Source organism: Mesorhizobium sp. M0563, assembly GCF_040321065.1.
Classification (GTDB): Bacteria; Pseudomonadota; Alphaproteobacteria; order Rhizobiales; family Rhizobiaceae; genus Mesorhizobium.
Map to the genome: position 1 here is coordinate 11,972 of NZ_JAMYQV010000016.1, position 23,919 is coordinate 35,890.

The window sequence follows — 23,919 nt, forward strand, 5'->3', positions numbered from 1 at the left end:
GTCCGGCATCGTTCCGAGCCGGAGGGGGAGAAAACGCCCCCTCCTTTCCCGACCCTGTCCACATTCCTCGCTATTGCGGCAGCCTTGATCATGATCTGGCTGCTGGCTTACGGGCCGCCGCACCTTCGTTCGGCACACGATCGACCGGTCAACAACATCGACACTGGAGCCACCAAATGAGCCAGTCGAAATCCGTGAGCATCATCGATACCCGCATCCTGTGGCCCGCTATCGGCGGTTCCTTCAGAAAACTGAACCCGCGCACCTTGGTGCGAAACCCGGTGATGTTCGTCGTCGCCGTCGTCTCGGCGCTCACCACCGTGCTGTTCGTCAAGGATCTCGTTACCGGCGGCGGTGATCTCGGCTTCACGCTGCAGATCATCATCTGGCTGTGGTTCACCGTGCTTTTCGCCAATTTCGCCGAAGCGGTGGCCGAAGGCCGCGGCAAGGCGCAAGCAGACTCGCTGCGCCGGGCGCGCACCGAGACGCAGGCCAAGCTGTTGACCGGCGGCGATCGGAGCAAGTTCAAGCTGGTGCCCGGCACCAGCCTGAAGGTCGGCGACATCGTGCTCGTCGAAGCCGGCGACATCATCCCCTCGGACGGCGAGGTGGTCGAAGGCGTGGCTTCGGTCAACGAGGCGGCGATCACCGGCGAATCCGCACCGGTCATCCGCGAATCCGGCGGTGACCGTTCGGCGGTGACCGGCGGCACGCAGGTCTTGTCCGACTGGATCCGCGTGCGCATCACCGCGGCTGCCGGCCATACGTTCCTCGACCGCATGATCTCGTTGGTCGAGGGCGCCGAGCGCCAGAAGACACCCAACGAGATCGCGCTCAACATCCTGCTCGTCGGCATGACTCTGATCTTCGTGCTGGCCACCGCTACAATCCCAAGCTTTGCCTCCTATTCGGGCGGCTATATCTCGGTGACGGTGCTGGTCGCCCTGTTCGTCACCTTGATCCCGACCACGATCGGCGCGCTGCTGTCGGCCATCGGCATTGCCGGCATGGACCGCCTGGTGCGCTTCAATGTACTGGCCATGTCGGGCCGCGCCGTCGAAGCGGCCGGCGACGTCGACACGCTGCTGCTCGACAAGACCGGAACCATCACGCTGGGCAACCGCCAGGCGACGGCGTTCCGTCCGGTGAGGGGCGTCACCGAACAGGAACTGGCCGACGCCGCCCAGCTTGCTTCGCTTGCCGACGAAACACCGGAAGGCCGCTCGATTGTCGTGCTGGCGAAGGAGAAATACGCCATCCGCGCCCGCGACATGGCAAGCTTGCACGCGACTTTCGTGCCCTTCACCGCGCAAACCCGCATGAGCGGCGTCGATCTGGAGAGCTCCTCGGTCCGCAAAGGCGCCGTCGATGCGGTGCTCGCCCACGTCAACCTCTCGACCGTTGCCACGGGCGGTACTCGGCCCGGCAGCGACACAGTCCGCGACCTCCAGGCGATCGCCGACGAGATCGCCAAATCCGGTGGCACACCGCTGGCGGTCGAGCGCGACGGGCGCCTGCTCGGCGTCGTCCATCTGAAGGACATCGTCAAGGGCGGCATCAGCGAGCGTTTTGCCGAATTGCGCCGCATGGGTATCCGCACGGTGATGATCACCGGCGACAATCCGATGACCGCGGCGGCGATCGCGGCGGAAGCCGGCGTCGACGATTTCCTTGCCCAGGCGACGCCCGAGGACAGGCTGAAGCTGATCCGCGACGAGCAGGCCAAGGGCAAGCTGGTCGCCATGTGCGGCGACGGCACCAACGACGCGCCGGCCCTTGCGCAGGCCGATGTCGGCGTCGCCATGAACACCGGTACGGTCGCGGCGCGCGAGGCCGGCAACATGGTTGATCTCGACAGCGATCCGACCAAGCTGATCGAGATCGTCGAAATCGGCAAGGCGCTGCTGATGACGCGTGGCTCGCTGACCACTTTCTCCATAGCCAACGACGTGGCCAAGTATTTTGCCATTATCCCGGCAATATTCGCCGTCTTCTACATCGCCCCGGGCCAGACCGCCGGGCCGCTGCAAGCGCTCAATGTCATGCATCTGGCGACGCCGCAGAGCGCTATCCTCTCGGCCATCATCTTCAACGCGCTGATCATCATTGCACTGATCCCGCTGTCGCTGAGGGGCGTCAAATACCGCGCGGTCGGCGCCGGTGCGCTGCTCAGCCGCAACCTTCTTGTCTACGGCCTTGGCGGCGTCATCGTCCCCTTCGTCGGCATCAAGGTGATCGACATGGCCATCACTGCTCTCGGTCTCGCATAAGGAACCACGTCGATGCTCAATCAAATCAGGCCCGCTATCGTCATGATCGTCTTCTTCTCCGTTCTGACGGGTTTGGTCTATCCGATCGGCATGACCGGCATTGCCCAGGCGCTGTTTCCGGGCCAGGCCAATGGCAGCCTGATCGAGAGGAACGGCAAGGTCATCGGTTCCGAGCTGATCGGCCAGACTTTCACCGGCGATCGCTACTTCCATGGCCGTCCGTCAGCTGCCGGCGACGGTTACAATGCCGCCGCCTCGGGCGGCTCAAATCTCGGCCCGACTAACCCGAAGCTGATCGACCGTATCAAGAGCGACGCCGAAAAGTTGAGGGCCGAAAACCCGAACCAGCCGGTGCCGATGGATCTGGTCACCACGTCCGGCAGCGGCCTCGATCCGCATATCAGCCCCGATGCGGCCTATTTTCAGGTCACCAGGGTGGCCAGGGCCAGGAACGTCGATGAATCCAGGATCAAATCGCTTGTCGACAGCCATGTCGAGGATCGCGAATTGGGCTTTATAGGCGAGCCGGTGGTCAATGTGCTGGCCCTCAACCTTGCGCTGGACGATGCCACGAAACAATGATGGCGGGCGCCGGGATCGACACCGAAGCCGGCGCCGTTCATGATTGATCCTAATGCCAGACGACAGCCGCACCGCCGAAACCAGGCCCTCTCCCGACGCGCTGCTTGAGCATGCCGAGCGGGAGGTGCGAGGTCGCCTGAGGATATTTCTCGGCGCCGCTCCCGGTGTCGGCAAGACCTACGAGATGCTGATGTCAGGCCGCGCCAGGCTGGCCGACGGGATCGACGTGGTGATCGGCATCGTCGAGACGCATGGTCGCAAGGAGACGCAGACGCTGGTCGAAGGCTACGAGGTCATTCCTCGCCTTGAGATCGACTACAAGGGGCGCATTCTCGAGGAGATGGATCTCGACGCCATCCTCGCCCGGCGCCCGGCGCTGGTTCTGGTCGACGAACTCGCCCACACCAACGTCGCCGGCAGCCGCCACCCCAAGCGCTACCTCGACGTCCAGGAAATCCTGACGCACGGGATCGATGTCTACACGACACTGAACATCCAGCACGTCGAAAGCCTGAACGACGTCGTGGCCCAGATCACACGCGTCAGGGTGCGTGAAACCGTCCCCGACTCCATCATCGATCAAGCCGACGATGTCGAGATCATCGACCTCACCCCCGACGACCTGATCAAGCGGCTGGAGGAAGGCAAGGTCTACTTCCCCAACACCGCCCAGCGCGCCATCGAGAACTATTTCTCGCCGGGCAATCTGACGGCGCTCAGGGAGTTGGCGCTTCGCCGCACCGCCCAGCGGGTCGATGAGCAGTTGCTCAACCATATGCAGGCACACGCGATCCCGGGACCGTGGGCGGCCGGAGAAAGGGTTCTCGTCTGCGTCGACGCGCGTCCTGGCGGAGCGGCTCGCATACGCTATGCGTGCAGGCTGGCCGACCGCCTCCGTGCCCCCTGGACGGCGCTTCATGTGGACACCCCTCGCTCAGCCGCCATGCCCGAGGAGGACAAGGATCGGCTGGCGACGCAGTTGCGCCTTGCCGAGCAGCTCGGTGCCGAGGTGACGACCATTCCGGGTCAGAATGTCGCGCAAGACATCGTTCGCCATGCGACGGCGAACAACTTCACCCATATCGTGATCGGCAGGCCGACCCGATCACGCTGGCGCGAATTGATCGAAGGCTCGCTCACCTATGATCTCATCCGCGACGCCGGCAACATCAGCGTCCATGTAATTTCGGGAACCGACCAGGGCACCGACGCACCCTCGAAAAATGTCAGCGCGGCAACCGCGCAGAAGCAGTTTCAGGTTAGGCCCTACCTGCTAGCTACAGCCTATGTCATGGGCTCGCTGGCCTTCAGCACTGTTCTCGACCAGTTTCTCGACGTTCGCAATCTGGCCATTGTCTTTCTGCTGGCGGTGCTCACATCGGCTGTAATGGGCGGGCTCTGGCCAGCGTTGTACGCCTGTGTCGTCAGCGCCCTTGCATTCAACTACTTTTTCCTAGAGCCGCGCTACACACTGACGATCAGGGATCCGGAGAGCATCGTTGCGCTTGCCGTCTTCCTTGTTGTCGCCGTTATCGCCAGCAATCTGACGGCGCGGGTGCAGCGTCAAGCGATCGCTGCCAGCTCACGGGCGCGCGCCACGGAAGACATCTATCAGTTTTCAAAGAAGCTCGCCGGCGCCGGTACCCTGGACGACGTGCTATGGGCCACTGCCTTCCAGATCGCCTTGATGCTGAAGCTGCGCGTAGTGCTGCTTTTGCCCGAGGACGGCACAATCGCGGTCAAAGCCGGCTACCCACCCGGCGACACGCTGGCCGAGGCCGACAGCGCAGCAGCCCGCTGGGCGTGGGAGCATAACCGCGCCGCCGGGCGCGGCGCCGACACGCTGCCCGGAGCAAAACGCCTCTATCTGCCCTTGCGGACCGGACGCACGGCGGTGGGCGTCGTCGGCCTCGACAACGACAAGCAAGGTCCGCTGCTGACACCCGAGCAGCAACGTCTGCTCGATGCGCTCGCCGACCAGGCGGCGGTCGCCATCGAGCGCATCCAGCTCGTCGCCGATGTTGACCGGGCCAAGCTTGCGGCCGAGGCAGACCGTCTGCGCTCGGCCTTGCTCACCTCCATTTCCCACGATTTGAAAACGCCGCTTGCCGCCATCATGGGCGCGGCCGGAACACTCAGGGACTTCGAGGCCGCACTGCCCGAGCAGGACCGGGCGGAACTGCTGTCGACCGTGCTTGATGAATCGGAAAGGCTGAACCGCTTCATCGCCAATCTGCTCGACATGACCAAGATAGAATCCGGCACGATGGAGCCGAATTATGCATTCCACTATGTCGGCGACATTGTCGGCTCAGCCCTGCATCGGGCCCGCAAAATCGTCGGCGAGCATAAGACCGAGACCGATATTCCATCGGATCTGCCGATGTTGCGGCTCGACCCCGTTCTGTTCGAGCAGGTGCTGTTCAATCTCCTCGACAATGCTGCAAAATACGCGCCGCCAGGTTCGACGATCCGCCTGCAGGCCTGGGCCGACAATGGCAGCGTCATCCTGCAGATCATGGATGAGGGACCAGGCATTCCGCCAGCGGACCTGGAGCGCGTTTTCGACACTTTCTACCGTGTGCGCAAGGGTGACCAGGTGCGTGCCGGCACCGGGCTCGGATTGTCGATTTGCCGCGGCTTCATCGAAGCGATGGGCGGGACGCTCTCGGCGGCGAACAGGACCGACCGCTCGGGCGCGGTTTTCACTATAAGAATGCCGGTGCCGGCAGAACTCCCCGATGTCGGTGAACCCGATGCTGACGATCGAAACATGGACCACCTGTCATGACGAATTTGGACGTCAGGATATTGGTGGTCGACGACGAGCCGCCGATCCGGAAACTGCTTCGCGTCGGGCTCGGCAGCCAAGGCTATGCGATCAGCGAGGCGCCGAACGCCAGCGCGGCGATTGAACTCATGGAGACGGAAAAGCCGGACCTGGTCCTCCTCGATCTCGGCCTGCCCGGCATGAGCGGGCATGAGCTGCTGCGCAAATGGCGGGATGATGGCCTGGACATTCCCGTGGTTATTCTTTCGAGCCGCACTGATGAGGCCGGCATCGTCTCGGCCCTCGAACTCGGCGCCGACGATTATGTCACCAAGCCGTTCGGTATGAACGAGCTTGTGGCACGCATCCGCGTGGCGCTGCGCCACAAGTTCCAGCAGCAGGGTGAGAAACCGGTGTTCCACACCGGCGACCTCTCCGTCGATCTGGTGAAGCGCATCGTCAAGGTCGAGGACAAGGAGATAAAGCTCTCGCCGAAGGAATACGACATCCTCCGCATCCTCGTACAGCACGCCGGCAAGGTTCTCACCCACCAATTCCTGCTGAAGCAGGTCTGGGGCGATTCCACCGACGTTCAATATCTCAGGGTCTATGTCCGGCAACTCAGGCAAAAGATCGAAAAGATGCCCGACCAGCCCCGTTATATCACCACCGAGACCGGCGTCGGATATCGGCTGCGCGAAGTCGAGTGAAATGGGAGAGCCAGCCTCGCGTACCGCAATGCCTCCTCAAAGCCGGCAGGACGACGTAGCAATTCGCCGCGAATCAGCGGCGGCCATGGCATCGCCGGGCAAAACCCCTATATTAATCTGAGGTCGGTTTTGTGCGGGAATTAATGAATGTCACAGCTTCGTCTATTGACGTTTTTAGGGTCGGCAATGCTGGCAACGGTGATGCTGTCGGGCGTAAATCCTGCCGCATCGGCACAGATCGTCAGCCCCGCCGACCGCAACGCATTGATCCAGCAAAACCAGTTGCAGATGCTGGAGAACAGGCTGCAGCGGCAGCAATATCAGCAGCAGCAACAGCAATACCGTGCGCAGGACCGCCAAATCCCGGCGCCCCAACCGCAGGTGGTGCCGCAGATGAAGCCGACTTGTCAGTTGCTGCCGTCAGGGAGCGGCTTTGTCAGCACTTGCCGCTAACGTTTTCATTTATTTAGCCGACTTATTATGCTTGGATGCCGCCGCACCTGAGATAACATCGAAGGCGGTTTGGATTTAGCAATGCTGCCCTTCGTGCTTTGGGCACCGCTTCGACTGGATTTTTGAATGGCAGCCAGCAGAAAGAAGGTCGTCCGTAAGGCAAGGAAGGGCGCCCGGATTCGCCAGGTCGCGGCGATCCCCTTTCGGCTGAGCGAGCATGGCGATGTCGAGGTTATGCTCGTCACATCGCGAACGACGAGGCGCTTCATCGTGCCGAAAGGCTGGCCGATGAAGGGCAAGGGCGGTCGCAAGGCGGCCACCATCGAAGCACAGGAAGAAGCCGGCGTCCTCGGCAGGATATTGAAACAGCCGGCCGGCACCTATTGCTACTGGAAGCGGCTGGCGAACCGCTTCGTCCGCGTCGACGTCGTCGTCTATTTGCTGGAGGTAACCGAGGAACTTGCCGACTGGCAAGAAGCCAACAGGCGGCAGCGGGCATGGCTGGCACCGGCCGACGCGGCGCTGCTCATCGACGAGCCGGATCTTTCGACGCTGGTGAGGAACATCAGGAGTCCCGAGCTGGAGCATACCCCCAAAAAGCAGAATCCGGCTTTCGGAAAAGATCACGCTCAATAAAACATGGGGGTCTATCCCGACTCTATCGGGAATTGGCTCCAGCGCCCTCCGCTGTCGCTTGAACCGACATCTCACTGACTGCCTTCGTCTTCCTCGGGCAAAGGCCGCGCCGGCGTGCCGGTATAGGCCCACAGCCATTCGCGCGGCAGCGGCCCTTTGTTGCGGTCGCTTTCCTGCGACTGTTCCCATGCATGGGCCAGGATGCCGACCGAGCGCGACAGTACGAAAAGGCCTCGCGTCAGCGGCGGCGGGAAGCCGAGCTCTCCGTAGATGACGGCCGTGGCGCCGTCGATATTGAGCGGGATTTTTTTGCCCTTGCCCCGCGCAACTTCCGCCTCGACCATCTCGGCGATGTCGGCGAAGCGCCCGCTGACGACGCCGCGCGCGGCAAAGTCGCGGGTCAGTTCGATGAGGCGCGGCGCCCGCGGGTCGACCGGGTGGAAGCGGTGGCCCAGCCCCGGCACATAGCCGTCTTCCCCAGCAAGGACACGATCAACCCGCGCCGACACCGCGTCCGCGAGCGGCACGCCGGCGTCCAGTTCGGCGGCGATGTCTCCGTAGAAGGAGAGCGCCTGTTCGCCGGCGCCTCCATGCACGTCGCCAAGCACGTTGACGGCCGACGCCATGGCGCTGTTGATGCCGACACCGCACGTGATCGCCATGCGGGCGATGGCGATGGACGGCGCCTGCGGCCCATGGTCGACGGCGGCACCCAGCGCGCTGCCAAGCAGCGCCGCCTGCTCCTCGCTCGGCAGTTCGCCGCGCAGCATCAGCCAGATCATTGCCGGAAAGCTGACGCGGCCGATCAGATCCTGGATCTCATAGCCGCGCAGCCGGATGACGCCGGGCCGCATCTCGATGATGCCGGTCTGCCACCATTCCTCGCCGCGCGCGCGGCCAGTCTTGTTTTCCGTGTCGCTCATGCCTTCTTTTCCGTGCCGCTCATGCCTTCGCTCTTTTCTTGGCGCGTGGCGGCAAACCGGCAAAAACCTCGTCCATATGCTCGCCGAGCCCCGGCGGCGGCCTGCTCGGCAAAGGTGCCTCGCCATCGACCATGAAGCCGCCGCGCACCACGATCAGCGGCCGGTCCATCCCGGACACAGCCTGGAAGCGCGCCGTCATGCCGCGCTGGATCACCTGTTGCTCTTGCAGTACCTGCGGGATTGTCAGCACCCGGCCTGCCGGCACGCCGGCGCGATTGAACGTCTCCTCCCAGGCGGCGGCAGAGCCGCTCGCCAAGGCATCCTCGATCAGCGCTTTCAATGCAATGCGGTTCTGCTTGCGCGTTTCGCGCTCGGCAAAGCGGACATCCGACGCCAGCTCCGGCCGATCGATCAACCGGCACAGTGTGACGAACTGCTCCTGCTTGTTGGCTGCGATGTTGAGCAAGCCGTCGCCGGTGCGAAACGCGCCAGACGGTGCGGCCGTCATGTTTTCATTGCCCATCGGCTGCGGCTCGACGTCCGCCGTCAGATAGTTCGACACCGGCCAGCCGAGCGCAGAAAGCGTGCATTCGAGCATAGAGACGTCGAGGAACGCACCCTCGCCTGTCGTCTTCTGCTTGACCAGCGCGGCGGTAATGGCGAACGCCCCGACCAGCCCGCCAAGCGTATCGGCGACGGGATAGCCGACACGCAGCGGCGCCGTTTCCGGTGTACCGGTGATGCTCATGATGCCGGAAAGACCCTGGATGATCTGGTCATAGGCTGGATTGTCGCGCATCGGCCCGGTCTGGCCGAAGCCCGATATCGCACAATAGACAAGGCTTGGCCGGACCTCCTTCAGCCTGGCATGGCCAAGCCCCAGCCGGTCCATGACGCCGGGGCGGAAATTCTCGACCAGCGCGTCGGCCGAAGCGACCAGATCGAGGAAGCGTTCGCGGTCGGCCTCCTGCTTGAGATCGAGCGCCACCGAGCGTTTGCCGGCATTCTGCGCCAGGAACGAAGCGCCCATGCCCACCCGGTTGAGCTCCGGCGAGGCGCCAAGCTGGCGCGCCAGATCACCGCCTTGCGGCGTCTCGACCTTGATGACGTCGGCCCCGAGCAATGCCAGCTGGTAGGCGCAATAGGGGCCGGCCAGCACATTGGTCAGGTCAAGGATGCGGATGCCGGAAAGCAGGTCTGTCATGACGTCACGAACAGCTCAGGCATCGCCCGGCACGCGCTCCGGTCCGCGCATGCGCCTGTGCTCGATGTAGGCCCAGATATGCGGTCCAACCAACCCGATGAAGGCCAGCGTCAGCAGCGTCAGCGACAGCGGATGCTTGTAGAACACCGTCCAATCGCCGTTCGAGATGGTCATCGCGCGGCGGAACTGCGTTTCGGCAAGCGGCCCGAGAATCATGCCGATGATGACTGGCGCGGTCGGGAAATCGAAACGCCGCATCAGGAAGCCGGCGGCACCGAGCAGATAGAGGATGATGAGGTCGATCGGCGATTGCGAAATGCCGTAGGTGCCGACCGTGGCGAACACCAGAATGCCGGCATAGAGCTGCGGCGCCGGAATCTTCAGTAATCGCACCCAGAGCCCGATCAGCGGCAGGTTGAGGACGACGAGGATGACATTGGCGATGAACAGGCTGGCGATCAGCCCCCACACCAGGTCGGCCTGCGTCGTCAGCAGCAGCGGCCCCGGATTGATGCCGTAGCTCTGAAATGCCGACAGCATGATCGCGGCCGTCGCCGAGGTCGGCAGGCCGAGCGTCAGCATCGGCACCAGCACGCCGGCGGCGGATGCATTATTGGCCGCTTCCGGCCCGGCAACGCCCTCGATGGCACCGACCGTGCCGAACTCCTCCTTGTGTCTGGAGAGTTTCTTCTCGATGGCATAGGAGAGGAAGGTCGGGATTTCGGCGCCGCCGGCCGGCATGGCGCCGATCGGGAAGCCGATCAGGGAGCCGCGCAGCCATGGCCTCCACGAGCGCGACCATTCAGCCGCGGTCATGTAGAGCGACCCTTTCAACGGCACGATGTCGTCCTTGCCGGCATAGCGGCGCGAGGCCATGTAAAGCGTCTCGCCAACGGCGAACAGGCCAACGGCGACGACGATGACGTCGACGCCGTCCAACAATTCGCTCATGCCGAAGGTGAAGCGCGGCTGCCCCGTCTGCAGATCGACGCCTATCATGCCGACGACGAAGCCGACGAACAGGCTGGTCAGGCCGCGCACCGACGACGAGCCGAGCACCGCCGAAACCGTGATGAAGGCCAGCACCATCAGCGAGAAATATTCGGCCGGACCGAAAGCCAGCGCGAATTTGACGACGATCGGCGCCAGGAAGGCAACGCCGATCGTGCCCAGCGTGCCGGCGACGAAGGAGCCGATCGCCGAGGTTGCCAAGGCCGCACCGCCACGGCCGGAGCGGGCCATCCGGTTGCCTTCCAGCGCGGTGACGATAGTGGCGCTTTCGCCAGGCGTGTTGAGCAGGATCGATGTCGTCGAGCCGCCATACATGGCGCCGTAATAGATGCCGGCAAACAGGATGAACGACGCCTCCGGCGCCACCTGGTAGGTGATCGGCAACAGCAACGCGATGGTCAATGCCGGTCCGAGGCCGGGCAGCACGCCGATCGCAGTCCCCAGCGTGGTGCCGACCAGGCACCATATGAGATTGATCGGCGAGAAGGCGACCGAAAATCCGTGCGCGAGATGGCCGAGCGTTTCCATGGCGTCAGCCCCTCAGCACGGCAACGACCGAATCGACGATCGCGTTCAGCTGGTTTTCGATGAAGCCGGCGCCGATATTGACGCCGAGTGCCCTGGCAAAGCCGAAATAGGCGGCCAGCGCCAGGATCAGACCGAGCAGCACGTCACGCAGCGGACGCCGGCTGCCGAAACCGTGGCAGATGAGAACGAACATGATGACAGATGCGGCGGTAAAGCCGAGCGGCTGGATCAGCACGAGGTTGGCGATCAGTCCGAGGACGACGATGCCCATCGCCTTCCAGTCGGTCGGCGTCTCCTTTTCGTCCTCCGGCTGCCATCCGCCCCGCAAGGCGGCAATGATGAGCAGCAGCGACAGGATCACCATCCCCGTCATGGTGATGTAGGGAAAGACGGTCGGACCGACCTTGGAATAGAGCGGCGACACCGGGATTGCAAGCGTCTGCCAGGCAACCGCACCCGCACAGGCGAGGAGCCCAACGCCGATCAGCAGTTCGGGCACTGCAAGGCGCGGCGGCGCCTGCTGGTCGCTGGTGCTCATCATCGTCCTCCCAATGTCGGTCCCTTGGGGCCGGTTCTCCTTGGACCGGTCTCACTCGGCCGATCTCGGCGTAGTTTCACCTCCGGCGCCGCGTATGTCCATGCGGCTGGCGAAAGCCGGCAAGGGTTGGCGCAGGCCGCCCCTTGCCGAGAGCATCACGCCAGGCCGAGGTCCTTGAGGATCGTCCCGATGCGGGCCGTGTCTTCGGCGACGAATTTCGCATAGTCGTCACCGGTGAGCAGGATCTGCGTCCAGTTGCGGTTCTTGCATTCGGTGGCCCAGGCGTCGCTCTTGGCCATCGTCTCGATCAGCTTGATCATTGCTGCCTTGTCGGCGTCCGAGACGCCGGGCGGCGCGAAGACGCCGCGCCAGTTGAACAGCTCGACGTCGATGCCGGCTTCCTTCATGGTCGGAGCATCGATGCCCTCCTGGCGTTTGTCGGCAGATATCGCCAGCAGCCGCAGCGCGCCCGCCTTGACCTGTTCGGCGAACTCGCCATAGCCCGAGATGCCGGCCGCGACCTGGTTGCCGAGCAGCGCCGACAGCGCCTCGCCGCCGCCGGCGAACGGCACATAGGACAGGTTGGTTGCAGGAACACCGACGGTCTTGGCGATGAGGCCGAACAAGATGTGGTCCGAGCCGCCGGCCGAACCGCCGGCGACTGGAACCTGCGTCGGGTCGGCCTTGAGGGCGGCAACGAAGTCGGCCGCAGTCTTGAACGGCGAGGCGGCCGGCACCACAAGCGCCTCGAACTCGCCGGTAAGGCGGGCGATCGGGGTGACCTCGGTAAGGTTGTTAGCCGCCTTGTTGGCGATAATGGCGCCGACCATGACCATGCCGGCCACCATCAGCGCATTGCCCTTGCCCTTCCACTGGTTGACGAATTGCGGCAGGCCGACAGTACCGCCGGCGCCGCCGACATTGGTGATCTGCGAGCCGGAGATCAGCTTTTCACTGCGCAGCACCTGGTCCATGGCGCGCGCCGTCTGGTCCCAGCCGCCGCCCGGCGCCGCCGGCACGAAAATCTGCAGCTGCGGTGCGTCCTGCGCGAAAGCGGGGATAAAATGCGATGCCGCGAGCCCGGCAGCACCTGCCGCCGCGGTGCTCATCAAGAATCTGCGTCTGTTCAGCATGGGATTCCTCCAAATCGCGACACCTCCTCCGGTGCCTGCCAGAAACGTAGCCTGAATTCAGACCCGCTCGATAAAATTCATGCAGAGTTTGCGTCATCCTGTCAAAGACAGAACACGCTGCATGCGCCACAATCGGCCCGTGCGATGTTCAGGCTGGCGAACTCGACGCCCGACGACGATGTGGCAGGCAGTGCCCAGACAGCATCCGTCAGGGCTGCCGCTGCAGCAGGATGGTCGGCTTGTCTTGATAGACGGTTCGCAGCACTTCGCCATAACCGCATTTTGCCGCGACGTTCAGCGAGCCGGTGTTTTCCGGATCGATGATGCAGACGGTCTTCGCGGCTGCAAATGCCTCATCGCCCCAGGCAAGCACCCGTGCGACGACTTCGCTGGCCAACCCCTGGCCATGCACGCCCGAAACCAGAGCCCATCCGGCCTCCGGAATGCCCTCGATCGACGGCGTCATGTCGCGTTTCAGATCGTGGAAGCCGGCCTCGCCGATGAAGCGGCTGGTCGCCTTTTCCTCGACCGCCCAGAAGCCGTAGCCCAGAAGCGACCACAGGCCGGCATGGCGCAGGAAACGCATCCAGCTTTCCTCCCGCGTGCGCGGCTTGCCGCCGATAAAACGGGTGACGACGGGATCGGCCCACATTGCGACATAGGCGTCGAAATCGTCCAGCCGGTGCGGTCGCAGGACCGTGCGAGAGGTCTCAATCACTGGGGCGACAATTGTCTCCGGACTGGTCATGGTCATGCCTCGGTTGTGTTGCCGGTGCCTAATGCCGGTCATCCAACGGTTAGGACAGCGACATGCATGAAATGGGGAATCAAAATCCGTTGCGTAAAACAAGAACCAAGGCTGTGTAGATCATCTTCCAGGCTGATGTGAATCCCGCCAAGCGGTGTTAGTTTTTCGCCAGTATTTGGTTCACTGCGTTCGGTTTCGGCGCTGCCGTCCGACAGAGGGGAAACAGCATGGACACCACCGACCTTGTGCTTGCCATCTTCCATCATCTGCTGGTGTTTTCGCTGGCAGGCATCATCGGCGCCGAATTCGTCCTGATCCGCAGCGACCTGTCCGCCGCGACGCTGAAGCGGCTTGCCGGTATCGATCGCCATTACGGCATCATTGCCATGCTGATCATCGTCGTCAGCATCGGCCGCGTCATCTATGGTCTCAAGGGCTGGGAATTCTACGTCTACAACTGGATGTTCTGGGCAAAGATGGCCGCTTTCGCAATTGTCGGCCTGTTGTCGATTATCCCGACCGTCCGATTCCTGTCCTGGAGCAGGCAGGCGAGCGCCAGTCCCGGCTTCCAGGTGCCTGCGGCGGAGCTAGCGTCCGTTCGCACCTATGTCCGCACCGAGGCATTCATCTTCCTGTTGATCCCGGTGTTCGCGGCGGCGATGGCGCGCGGCTACGGCTATTAAGATAGGTCGGAGGAAGGGCATCGCGCGGCCCGACCTTTCCACTCATTTGCGCGGACAAATGTGCAGTTTGCCGTTTGAGGCGATTGTCATTTGTCGGGTTGCGCTAGTTATTGCTCCATCTACATTCGGTTTGAGAGGAACTCCGCGCAGCGGTTGGTAATTCGTATTCTGGGAGGAAATCACGATGAGAAAATTCGTCGCCGCGCTGGCTGCCGTTGCGGTCGCCATGCTTTACCCGTTGGCCGCGGGCGCGCAGACGTACCCCGAACGCACCATCACCGTTGTCGTGCCGTTTTCGGCCGGCGGCCCAACCGACACCGTCACGCGTCTTGTCGCGGAAGCCATGTCGAAGGACCTCGGCCAGCAGGTCATCGTCGAGAATGTCGGCGGCGCCGGCGGCACGCTAGGCGCCGGCCGCGTCGCGAATGCCGATCCTGACGGCTATACGCTGCTCCTGCATCACATCGGCATGGCGACCAGCGCGACGCTGTATAGGAACCTCGCCTACGACACGCTGAACGCGTTCGAATATATCGGTCTCGTCACAGAAGTGCCGATGACCATCGTCGGCCGCAAGGATCTCGAGCCGACCGATCTGAAGGGACTGGTCGACTATGCCAAGGCCAACAAGGACACCGTCACCGTCGCCAATGCCGGGATAGGCGCGGCCTCGCATCTGTGCGGCATGCTGTTCATGAGCGCCATCGGCACGCCGCTGGTCACCGTTCCCTACAAAGGCACTGGCCCGGCCATGACCGACCTTCTCGGCGGCCAGGTCGACATCATGTGCGACCAGACGACCAACACCACCAAGCAGATCCAGGGCGGCACGATCAAGGGCTATGCCGTAACCTCGGCGCAACGCCTCGACGTGCTTCCGGACGTGCCGACAACGACGGAAGCCGGCCTTCCGCAGGTGCAGGTCGGCATCTGGCACGGAATCTATGCACCCAAGGGCACGCCGGCCGAGATCACCGAGCGCCTGTCGAAATCGCTGCAGGTGGCGCTGAAGGATCAGAACGTCGTCGCCCGCTTTGCCGAACTCGGCACCAAGCCGTCGCCCGAGGCCGACGCCACGCCGGCCGCGCTCAAGGCCAAGCTGGAAAGTGAGATCGCGCGGTGGAAGCCTATCATCGAAGCGGCCGGCCAGTACGCCGACTAAAGCTTGAACGGGGCGCCACCAGCGCCCCGTTTTTTACACGGCATCGGCAAAGCCCGCGGCGCGGCCCGGGAGGACGTCATGAAACCGTTCGCAATCGACAGAACCAACGGCATTTGCGCAGCGCTGTTCATCTTCCTCGGCGCATTTTTCGCGCTGCAGTCGCTCGGCCTCGAAATCGGCACCGCCTTCCGTATGGGACCGGGCTATTTCCCGCTGGTGCTGGCGATCGTGCTGATCCTGCTTGGCGCCGTCATCCTCGTCCAAGCGGTGCGTTTCGAGAGCGACCCGATCGGCCACATCGCGTGGCGCGGCATGCTGTTCATTCTGCCCGCTCCGATCTTCTTCGGCCTGACGGTGCGCGGCCTCGGCTTTATCCCCTCGATCTTCCTGACGGCGCTAATCGCATCGTTCGGCAGCGGCCGTATGAAGCCGCTGACCGCGCTCGTGCTGTCGGCCGGCCTGACGCTGTTCGCATTCGTCGTCTTCAGCTACGCACTCGGCCTGCCGTTCCGGCGTTTCGGCCCGTGGCTGCCCCTATCATTGTGAGGAGATGAAATGGAACTCCTCAACAATCTCGCACTCGGCTTTTCGACGGCCACATCTTTGGCAAACCTCGGTTTCTGCCTGATCGGCGTCCTTCTCGGCACGCTGATTGGTGTCCTGCCCGGCATCGGCGCCACCGCAACCATTGCCATGCTGTTGCCGATCACCTTCCAGATCGGCGATCCGGTTTCCTCCCTCATCATGCTCGCCGGCATCTATTACGGCGCGCAGTATGGCGGTTCGACTACCGCCATCCTCATCAACATGCCCGGCGAATCCTCGTCGGCCGTCACCGCCATCGACGGCTACCAAATGGCCAGGAACGGTCGCGCCGGGGCGGCACTGGCGACCGCGGCGATAGGCTCGTTCTTTGCCGGCACGGTGTCGACCTTCCTCGTCGCCATCTTTGCCCCACCGCTGACGGCGATAGCGCTGAGATTCGGCGCAGCCGAGTATTTTTCGCTGATGATTGTCGGCCTGGTCTCGTCCGTCGCGCTCGCCCACGGCTCGATCGTCAAGGCACTTGCCATGGTCGTGCTCGGCCTGCTGCTCGGACTTGTCGGCACGGATATCTACACCGGCACGCCCCGCTTCACGCTCGGCATCCGCGAATATGCCGACGGGCTGAATTTCGTCGCAGTGGCGGTCGGTGTCTTCGGCGTCGCCGAGATACTGCGCAACCTCGAAAACGAGCATGAGCGTTCCGTGCTGATCCGAAAGATCTCCGGCCTTATGCCGACCCGCGAAGATTTTCGGCGCATGGCGGCCCCCATCGTGCGCGGAACAATCATCGGTTCGGCGCTCGGCATCCTGCCGGGAGGCGGCGCGATCCTTGCCGCCTTTGCCTCCTACACCGTCGAAAAACGTGTCTCGAAAAGTCCGGGGGAATTCGGCAAAGGCGCAATCGAAGGCGTCGCCGGACCGGAATCGGCCAACAATGCCGGCGCACAAACCTCCTTTATCCCGATGCTGACGCTCGGCATTCCGGCCAACCCGGTAATGGCGCTGATGATCGGCGCGATGATCATCCAGGGCATCGTACCCGGCCCCAATGTTGCGATCGAACAGCCTGCACTGTTTTGGGGTATCATCACCTCGATGTGGATCGGCAATCTGATGCTGATCGTCTTGAATCTGCCGCTAATCGGGCTTTGGGTGAAACTGCTTACGATCCCGTATTACGTGCTCTTCCCGATCATCATGGCGTTCTGCTCGATCGGCGTTTACAGCGTCAACACCAACGTCTACGACCTCTATGCAGTCGCACTCTTCGGCTTGCTTGGCTATCTCCTGACCAAGCTGCGCTGCGAACCCGCGCCGCTGCTGCTTGGCTTCGTGCTCGGCCCGCTGCTCGAGGAAAACCTGCGCCGCGCCATGATCCTCTCTCGCGGCGATCCGAGTACCTTCGTGACGAGACCGATCAGCGCCAGCCTGCTCCTCATCGCGCTCGCCGTGCTCGTCATCGTGTTTCTCCCCGCGGTCAGGAAGAAGCGCGAGGAGGTGTTTGTCGAAGAGAGCTCCTGAACGTGGACGGCGCCACATAGGAGGAACTTCAGAGTCACTTGGCTGGCACTGATTCAGTAGCCGCCTCTACTGGCCCGAGCGGCGCGATCTCGACCAGTGGTGCAGGCACGCTGGTCGTCTTTTCCTTGGCCTTGCAGATATCGGCGATGACGCAAGCCGGGCAATCCGGCTTGCGTGCCTTGCAAACATAGCGGCCGTGCAGGATCAGCCAATGATGCGCATGCCGCATATATTCATCCGGAATGATCTTCAAAAACCCTTGTTCGACCTGTTCCGGCGTCTTGCCCGGCGCCAGGCCGAGCCTGTTGCCGATGCGGAAGATGTGCGTGTCGACCGCCATCGTATGCTGGCCGAAGGCGACGTTGAGTACGACATTGGCGGTCTTGCGGCCGACACCCGGCAGCTCGACCAGTTGATCGCGATCATCGGGCACCTTGCCGCCGTGGTCGCGGATCAGGGCTTCCGACAACGCGATGACGTTCTTGGCCTTGTTGCGCCACAGCCCGATGGTGCGGATATGGTCGCCGAGCCTGGTCTCGCCCAGCGCCAGCATTTTCTGCGGCGTGTCGGCGATCTTGAACAGCGCCCGCGTCGCCTTGTTGACACCGGCGTCCGTCGCCTGCGCCGAAAGCACCACCGCCACCAGCAGCGTGAAGGCGTTGATATGTTCGAGTTCGCCTCTCGGTTCCGGCCGCTGAACGGAAAAGCGCCGGAAAATCTCATGCACCTCGGCCGGGCTGTAAAGCGCCCGCGACCTCGCCGGCCGCGGACGCGGCTTGGCGTTCGAGCCGTCGCGGCGGCCGGGCAACAGGTCTTTTTTTAGCGCCGAAGAGTTTTTGGACTTGGGGCTTGTCATTGCTTTCGTATAATATTCTGTAATGAGCGACACAAACGCCTCATTTCAGGCCGACGAGCCATTCTTCCAGGCGCTGCTGATACCGCACCGGTCGCTGGGCAAGACCGGCTTTGTCATCTTGATGGGCGCATTGCTGTTCGGGTGGCTGGTGACCGGAGCGTTTTTCCTGTCGCGCGGCGCCTGGCCGGTGTTCGGCTTCTTCGGCCTCGATGTTATTGCCATCTATATCGCCTTCCGCGCCAATTATCGTGCCGCTCGGGCTCGCGAGGAGGTGTCGGTGTCTCGCACCAGCCTCGATATCCGCAAGACTGCCCCGTCAGGCAAATCGGAAGCACATCGCTTCAATCCGTTCTGGGCACGCTTTTCGATCGCCCGCCACACCGAAATCGGCATCACCAGAATGGCGGTCGAGGCGCAAGGAAAAACAGTCTCGATCGGTGGCTTCCTCAACCCCGACGACCGCGAAAGTTTTGCCACCGCATTTTCGCGCGCTCTGGCGACCGCCAAGGCGCGCTGACGATCAAAACCGAAATCTCAACAGCCTGCCGACCCTCCGAAGAGCCGGAACGTGGCTCCAGAGGCGAAAGACCAGTCCGGCGAACCAGCTCACACGGGCGGCATGTTCGGGTTTGTACGCCATCGTTTCCTCGACCAACCGCAGGCCGGGCACTGACCGTTCCAAGTCGCGCGGATCGTTGATCGCCCAGTGGAGTTCGGCTCCGGTGGCGCGGAACGACCGGTTGAGGCGCACGAGCTTTAGACCCAGGTCGCTGTAGGCATCGCAGATAAATTCGCCGCTGGCCAGATGCGACACAAGCCGCGAAACCAGTCTTGGGCCCTCGTCAGCGGCAAGGTAGGGGGTCAGGCCCTCCGCCACGACCATCGCCGGGCGATCGCCGGGCACTTCATCCAACCAGCCAGGCTCCGTGACGGATGATCCGATCAGGTGGTAATGCTCGCGCATCGGGTAGAGCTTGCGCCTGAGCTCGATGACTTCGGCGTAGTCGACGTCGAACCAGTCGACGCCGGCTGGCGGGTCGATACGGAATATTCGTGTGTCCAGCCCGCAGCCGAGATGCAGTACAATGGCGTTCGGGTTGTTCGCCAGAAAAGCCGAAACCCAGTCGTCCAGCGTCTTGGCCCGGATCGCCAGACCGACGCCGAGATTGTTGTCGACCTTGAGCCGCGAGAAATCGTAGTCGATGCGGCGAACCGCCTCGTCCGCAAAGCGGTCTTTCAGCAGCGAGTTGGGAAACCGGCTTTCCAGCGCCTTGCCGTAGACGGTGATCAGCAGCGTTTCTTTTTCCTTGGTCAGCTGCATCTTCTCGCCGGCCATGATTGTCCTCCCCATTCAAAGCCAACTCTATCTGGGTACATGCTGCGGGAAAGCAAGTTTCGGGTGGTGATCGGCGCCGCGAAGGACGATATTCGCACTCAAGGAGATACTACCATGAACGCCCAAATGCCTCTCAAAACGACAGCAATCCTTCAGAAAGACATCACGCCTGAAGGCGGCGACTACGAAATCGTCCGTCGTGCCATCGAAAAGATCAGCCTCGACTATCGCGACCAGCCTTCGTTGGAAGTGCTGGCCGAGGAGGTCGGCGAGACGCCGACCGGGCTGCAGAAGCTGTTCACCCGCTGGGCCGGCCTGTCGCCGAAGGCTTTTCTGCAGGCCGTCACCCTCGATCATGCGCGCAAACTGCTGGATTCCGGCATGCCGCTGCTGGAAACTTCGTTCGAACTCGGCATGTCCGGCCCAGGCCGGCTGCACGATCTGTTCGTCACCCATGAAGCGATGTCGCCGGGCGACTACAAGACCCGCGGCGCAGGGCTCACCATCCGCTACGGCTATCATATCTCGCCTTTCGGCATCGCTTTGATCATGGTGACGGACCGCGGCCTTGCCGGCCTCGCCTTCAACGACCCCGGCGGCGAGCGCGCGACCTTTGCCGACATGTCCAGCCGCTGGCCGAATGCGACCTATGTCGAGGACATGGCGGCGACGGCGCCCTATGCCGCGCGCATCTTCGATCCGACGCTGTGGCGCGCCGACCAGCCGCTGCGCGTCGTCATGATCGGCACCGACTTCCAGGTCCGCGTCTGGGAGGCCTTGCTGCGCATTCCGATGGGCAAGGCCTGCACCTATTCCTCGATCGCCGCGCGCATCGGCGCACCGAGCGCCAGCCGGGCTGTCGGTGCCGCGGTCGGTGCCAATCCGATGTCCTTCGTCGTGCCGTGCCACCGGGCTCTCGGCAAGTCCGGCGCGCTCACCGGCTACCATTGGGGCCTGACGCGCAAACGCGCCATCCTCGGCTGGGAGGCGGGACAAGTCTCTTCTTGAATAGCCAACGAATGGAACGATAGGAGCGAAGGGCCCCGAGGGTGACAAGCAGCGATCTTACGGAGTAGCTTCCCGCGCAATTAGAGTGACATGCGCTAGCGGGAGGCACTTCTTGATCGTCGTCATCGGTTCCATCAATCTCGACCTCATCGCCAGTGTCGACCGCTTGCCCGGTCCCGGCGAAACGGTGCGCGGCTCCGGTTTCGCCACCGCCCCCGGCGGCAAGGGAGCCAACCAGGCGCTGGCCGCCGCCCGCGCCGGCGCCAAGGTGCGCATGGTCGGCGCGGTCGGCAAGGACAGCTTCGCCGGCGAGGCTTTGGCGCTGCTGCGCGACGGCAAGATCGACCTGTCCGGCGTCGGCGAGACCTTTGCCTCGACGGGTACCGCGTTGATCATGGTCGGCGCCGACGGCGAGAACGTGATCGCCGTCGTGGCGGGCGCCAATGATTCGGTCGTGCCGGGTGACCTTTCCAAGGCTTTCCTGAAAAACGGCGATGTCGTGCTGCTGCAGTTGGAGGTCCCGTTGCAAACGGTCGAGACAGCGCTTGACGCGGCAAGGACGGCCAACGCGGTCACCGTGCTCAACACCGCACCTTTCCACGGCGACGCGGCCGGCTTCCTCGGCAAGGCCGACTATCTCGTCGCCAACGAGACCGAGTTCGACCTCTATGGTGAGGCGCTGTCGTTGAGTGGCCGCGACCGCCCGGCACGGATGCGCGACTATGCCTCGAGAACTGGCCGCACCATCGTCGTCACGCTTGGCCCAGACGGCGTTCTCGCCGCGACGCCGGACGATCTCCTGATGGTTCCGGCGCTGAAGATCACTCCGCTCGACACGGTCGGCGCCGGCGACACGTTCTGCGGCTATTTTGCTGCCGGACTGGCGGCAGGCCTGCCGCTCGACCAGGCGCTTGCCCGCGCTGCCGCAGCCGGTTCGCTGGCCTGCCTGAAAGCCGGCGCCCAGCCTGCCATCCCGCTGGCCAGGGATGTCGACGCCGCCATGCCGACATCTGCCGGCTGAAGCGCGATGACAGCCACGCGCCCGACCACCAGGCATGCCGTGCCGCCCGCCGGCGACATCTGCCGCCTGTCCGCCGTGGAACTGGCCGACAGGATCAGGCGCCGGCAGCTTTCGGTGCGCGAAGTGATCGCTGCATTCCTGGACCGGATCGAGGCGGTGAACCCACAGGTCAACGCCATCGTTTCATTGCGTGAGCGTGCCGACATCCTGCGCGAGGCCGACGAGGCAGACGCTCATTTGGCGCGAGGAGCAGATACCGGATCGCTGTTCGGTCTGCCGATCGCGATCAAGGATCTTGCGCTGACAAAAGGCCTGAGAACCACCTTCGGCTCGCCGATCTTCGCCGATTTCGTGCCTGAGGAAGACGACTTCTTCGTCGAGCGTGTTCGGCAGGCCGGCGCCATCATCATCGGCAAGACCAACGTTCCCGAATTCGGGCTCGGCTCCAACACCTACAATACCGTGTTTGGACAGACGCTCAACGCGTTCGACCCAGCGCTGACCGCCGGCGGCTCGAGCGGCGGCGCGGCGGTCGCGCTGGCGCTCGACATGGTTCCCATTGCCGATGGCAGCGACTTCGGCGGTTCGCTGCGCAATCCCGCTGCCTACAACAATGTCTATGGCTTCCGCCCGTCGCAGGGATTGGTACCGGCCGGCCCTGATCTTGATGTGTTTCATGCGCAAATGGGCGTCGAAGGGCCGATGGGGCGTAACGTGCGCGACATCGCCCTGCTGCTCGACGTTCAGGCCGGCTATCATCCTCGCGCGCCGCTGTCGCATGATAAGCCAGGCTCGTTCCTCGAAGGGCTGGAATCGCGGGCGGCCGGCGGGCGCATCGCCTGGCTCGGCGATCTTGACGGTCATCTGCCGATTGAAGCAGGCATTCTACAGCTTTGCGAGGCAGCACTCGGCCGGTTAGCGGATCTATCCTTCGAGGCCGAGCCGCTGATGCCGGAATTCGAGTTCGAAGCGCTGTGGCAGGCCTTTGTAACGCTTCGCCAGGCGAGCAGCGGTTGTGCGCTCAAGGTGCATTACGACGATCCCTTGAAACGCCGCCTTCTCAAGCCGGAGGCCATGTGGGAAGTGGAACATGCACTGGGCCTCACCGCACCGCAGATCCACGCCGCCACGGTGAGGCGCTCGTCATGGCACAAAACCCTGCTGTCGCTCTTCGATCGATTCGATCTCATCGCGCTGCCGACCGCGCAGGTCTTCCCTTTCGAGGTCTCCACCCACTGGCCAAGGGAAGTGGCCGGGCGTGCCATGGACAGCTATCATCGCTGGATGCAGGTTTCAGCGTTCGCCACGCTCGGCGGCTGCCCGGCGATCAATGTGCCGGTGGGCTTCGACCCCAAGGGCAGGCCGATGGGCATGCAATTGATCGGGCGGCCACGCGCTGACCTCTCGGTGCTGGGGGCGGCTGCCGCCTATGAGGCAACGCTACCATGGCAGGCCGGCGCCTGCTGAAATCAGCTCCGCATTGTCGGCGCCTCGCCGGCTTGCACGCAACTCATCGCCATGCATTGATCGCGACAGCGCGCCGCACGAGCGGCATTCTGCGGAGGGAAAAATGTCGCTGGAACTCTACGCCACCTACGTCGTCGCTTGCATCGTCATCATTCTTGTGCCGGGGCCGACGGTCACGCTGATCATCGCCAACAGCAGCCGCCACGGCTCGCGCGCCGGCCTCGCCAATGTCGCCGGCACCCAGGCCGGGCTGGCCATCATGATCGCCATCGTCGGCATCGGGCTGACCTCGCTTATCGCCGGCATGGGCCACTGGTTCGAATGGGTCCGGCTGATCGGCGCCGCCTACCTGATCTGGATGGGCGTGCAGATGTTCCGCTCGAAAGGCAAGCTGAACGCCGACGGATCGGCTAAAAAGCCGCGCGGCGGCTTCTTCCTGCAGGGCCTGCTGGTGGCGATCAGCAATCCGAAGACGCTGGTGTTCTTCGGCGCCTTCTTTCCGCAGTTCATCGCCCCCGAAGGCAATTACGCGTTACAGATCGGCGTCATGGGTCTCACCGCCATGATCTTCGCCGCCGTCTCGGATTCGACCTACGCGTTGGCCGCCGGCCGCGCCGGACGCCTGCTCTCGGCCGGCCGCGTCAAGCTCTTGTCGCGAATCAGCGGCAGCTTCCTGGTGGGCGGCGGCCTGTGGCTGGCGTTTTCCAAGGCGAAGTAACAGCCGCGAGCCGGGACGCAAATAGCAATCTCCTGGAACAGGAAGCCCGATTGAAAGTCAGCCTTCTGTGCACCACATGAATCGACAGTTGGGGG

Annotated in this window: 23 protein-coding genes; 15 read left to right on the forward strand and 8 right to left on the reverse strand. The window is 63.3% G+C overall.

Annotation, left to right across the window (positions count from 1 at the left end; all coding sequences use genetic code 11):
• The first annotated feature begins 176 nt into the window (after window positions 1–176).
• From kdpB to NKI50_RS20055, 6 genes are all read left to right on the forward strand, one after another.
• Window positions 177–2,270 (forward strand): potassium-transporting ATPase subunit KdpB, encoded by a 2,094-nt coding sequence (kdpB, locus tag NKI50_RS20030; protein WP_352717391.1) that lies wholly within the window; start codon window positions 177–179, stop codon window positions 2,268–2,270.
• Between the two features lie 12 nt (window positions 2,271–2,282).
• Window positions 2,283–2,852 carry a potassium-transporting ATPase subunit KdpC gene (gene kdpC, locus NKI50_RS20035; protein ID WP_352642209.1) on the forward strand — a complete coding sequence of 190 codons (570 nt, stop codon included), beginning with the start codon at window positions 2,283–2,285 and terminating at the stop codon, window positions 2,850–2,852.
• Window positions 2,853–2,904: 52 nt separating this feature from the next.
• A complete protein-coding gene (locus NKI50_RS20040; RefSeq protein WP_352717393.1) occupies window positions 2,905–5,643 on the forward strand; it encodes a DUF4118 domain-containing protein in 2,739 nt (912 codons plus the stop codon).
• On the forward strand, window positions 5,640–6,332 hold the full coding sequence (locus tag NKI50_RS20045; protein ID WP_023718987.1) for a response regulator transcription factor: 693 nt from the start codon (window positions 5,640–5,642) through the stop codon (window positions 6,330–6,332). The genes NKI50_RS20040 and NKI50_RS20045 overlap by 4 nt, the downstream gene beginning before the upstream one ends.
• Before the next feature lie 147 nt (window positions 6,333–6,479).
• Entirely contained in the window at window positions 6,480–6,785 is a 306-nt protein-coding gene (locus NKI50_RS20050; RefSeq protein ID WP_023718986.1) for a hypothetical protein, read from the forward strand.
• Between the two features lie 126 nt (window positions 6,786–6,911).
• Entirely contained in the window at window positions 6,912–7,421 is a 510-nt protein-coding gene (locus NKI50_RS20055) for an NUDIX hydrolase (protein ID WP_352483576.1), read from the forward strand.
• 71 nt (window positions 7,422–7,492) lie between these two features.
• Here the strand turns inward: NKI50_RS20055 and NKI50_RS20060 are convergent, their stop codons facing one another.
• The 6 genes from NKI50_RS20060 to NKI50_RS20085 all read right to left on the reverse strand — a co-directional run bounded on the left by NKI50_RS20060 (window position 7,493) and on the right by NKI50_RS20085 (window position 13,506).
• Entirely contained in the window at window positions 7,493–8,344 is an 852-nt protein-coding gene (locus NKI50_RS20060; protein ID WP_352642215.1) for a citryl-CoA lyase, read from the reverse strand.
• 19 nt (window positions 8,345–8,363) lie between these two features.
• Entirely contained in the window at window positions 8,364–9,548 is a 1,185-nt protein-coding gene (locus tag NKI50_RS20065) for a CaiB/BaiF CoA transferase family protein (protein ID WP_352642217.1), read from the reverse strand.
• A gap of 15 nt (window positions 9,549–9,563) precedes the next feature.
• Window positions 9,564–11,087, reverse strand: coding sequence for a tripartite tricarboxylate transporter permease (locus tag NKI50_RS20070; RefSeq protein ID WP_352642219.1), 1,524 nt, complete (start codon window positions 11,085–11,087; stop codon window positions 9,564–9,566).
• A 4-nt stretch (window positions 11,088–11,091) separates the two neighbouring features.
• Window positions 11,092–11,625: a tripartite tricarboxylate transporter TctB family protein gene (locus tag NKI50_RS20075; protein ID WP_023718981.1), complete on the reverse strand. Its 534-nt coding sequence runs from the start codon at window positions 11,623–11,625 to the stop codon at window positions 11,092–11,094.
• A 155-nt stretch (window positions 11,626–11,780) separates the two neighbouring features.
• Window positions 11,781–12,758 carry a Bug family tripartite tricarboxylate transporter substrate binding protein gene (locus NKI50_RS20080; RefSeq protein WP_352453995.1) on the reverse strand — a complete coding sequence of 326 codons (978 nt, stop codon included), beginning with the start codon at window positions 12,756–12,758 and terminating at the stop codon, window positions 11,781–11,783.
• Between the two features lie 208 nt (window positions 12,759–12,966).
• On the reverse strand, window positions 12,967–13,506 hold the full coding sequence (locus tag NKI50_RS20085) for a GNAT family N-acetyltransferase (protein ID WP_352642221.1): 540 nt from the start codon (window positions 13,504–13,506) through the stop codon (window positions 12,967–12,969).
• 227 nt (window positions 13,507–13,733) lie between these two features.
• On the opposite strand from NKI50_RS20085, the gene NKI50_RS20090 reads away from it, so the two are divergent.
• The 4 genes from NKI50_RS20090 to NKI50_RS20105 all read left to right on the forward strand — a co-directional run bounded on the left by NKI50_RS20090 (window position 13,734) and on the right by NKI50_RS20105 (window position 17,418).
• Window positions 13,734–14,189 (forward strand): DUF2214 family protein, encoded by a 456-nt coding sequence (locus NKI50_RS20090; protein WP_352717397.1) that lies wholly within the window; start codon window positions 13,734–13,736, stop codon window positions 14,187–14,189.
• Window positions 14,190–14,373: 184 nt separating this feature from the next.
• Window positions 14,374–15,351 carry a tripartite tricarboxylate transporter substrate-binding protein gene (locus NKI50_RS20095; RefSeq protein ID WP_023718977.1) on the forward strand — a complete coding sequence of 326 codons (978 nt, stop codon included), beginning with the start codon at window positions 14,374–14,376 and terminating at the stop codon, window positions 15,349–15,351.
• Window positions 15,352–15,429: 78 nt separating this feature from the next.
• Window positions 15,430–15,897: a tripartite tricarboxylate transporter TctB family protein gene (locus NKI50_RS20100; RefSeq protein WP_023718976.1), complete on the forward strand. Its 468-nt coding sequence runs from the start codon at window positions 15,430–15,432 to the stop codon at window positions 15,895–15,897.
• A 9-nt stretch (window positions 15,898–15,906) separates the two neighbouring features.
• Window positions 15,907–17,418: a tripartite tricarboxylate transporter permease gene (locus NKI50_RS20105; protein ID WP_023718975.1), complete on the forward strand. Its 1,512-nt coding sequence runs from the start codon at window positions 15,907–15,909 to the stop codon at window positions 17,416–17,418.
• Window positions 17,419–17,452: 34 nt separating this feature from the next.
• Here the strand turns inward: NKI50_RS20105 and nth are convergent, their stop codons facing one another.
• Window positions 17,453–18,274 (reverse strand): endonuclease III, encoded by an 822-nt coding sequence (gene nth, locus NKI50_RS20110; RefSeq protein ID WP_352495480.1) that lies wholly within the window; start codon window positions 18,272–18,274, stop codon window positions 17,453–17,455.
• Between the two features lie 22 nt (window positions 18,275–18,296).
• Between nth and NKI50_RS20115 the strand changes: the two genes are divergently transcribed.
• Window positions 18,297–18,791 (forward strand): DUF2244 domain-containing protein, encoded by a 495-nt coding sequence (locus tag NKI50_RS20115; protein WP_023718973.1) that lies wholly within the window; start codon window positions 18,297–18,299, stop codon window positions 18,789–18,791.
• A gap of 3 nt (window positions 18,792–18,794) precedes the next feature.
• Here the strand turns inward: NKI50_RS20115 and NKI50_RS20120 are convergent, their stop codons facing one another.
• A complete protein-coding gene (locus NKI50_RS20120; RefSeq protein WP_352642227.1) occupies window positions 18,795–19,610 on the reverse strand; it encodes a class I SAM-dependent methyltransferase in 816 nt (271 codons plus the stop codon).
• 114 nt (window positions 19,611–19,724) lie between these two features.
• On the opposite strand from NKI50_RS20120, the gene NKI50_RS20125 reads away from it, so the two are divergent.
• From NKI50_RS20125 to NKI50_RS20140, 4 genes are all read left to right on the forward strand, one after another.
• Window positions 19,725–20,618 carry a methylated-DNA--[protein]-cysteine S-methyltransferase gene (locus tag NKI50_RS20125; protein WP_352717399.1) on the forward strand — a complete coding sequence of 298 codons (894 nt, stop codon included), beginning with the start codon at window positions 19,725–19,727 and terminating at the stop codon, window positions 20,616–20,618.
• Window positions 20,619–20,730: 112 nt separating this feature from the next.
• A complete protein-coding gene (locus NKI50_RS20130; protein WP_023718970.1) occupies window positions 20,731–21,639 on the forward strand; it encodes a ribokinase in 909 nt (302 codons plus the stop codon).
• 6 nt (window positions 21,640–21,645) lie between these two features.
• Window positions 21,646–23,106 (forward strand): amidase, encoded by a 1,461-nt coding sequence (locus tag NKI50_RS20135; RefSeq protein ID WP_352495483.1) that lies wholly within the window; start codon window positions 21,646–21,648, stop codon window positions 23,104–23,106.
• A 103-nt stretch (window positions 23,107–23,209) separates the two neighbouring features.
• On the forward strand, window positions 23,210–23,824 hold the full coding sequence (locus NKI50_RS20140; RefSeq protein WP_352717402.1) for a LysE family translocator: 615 nt from the start codon (window positions 23,210–23,212) through the stop codon (window positions 23,822–23,824).
• Window positions 23,825–23,919: the final 95 nt, after the last annotated feature.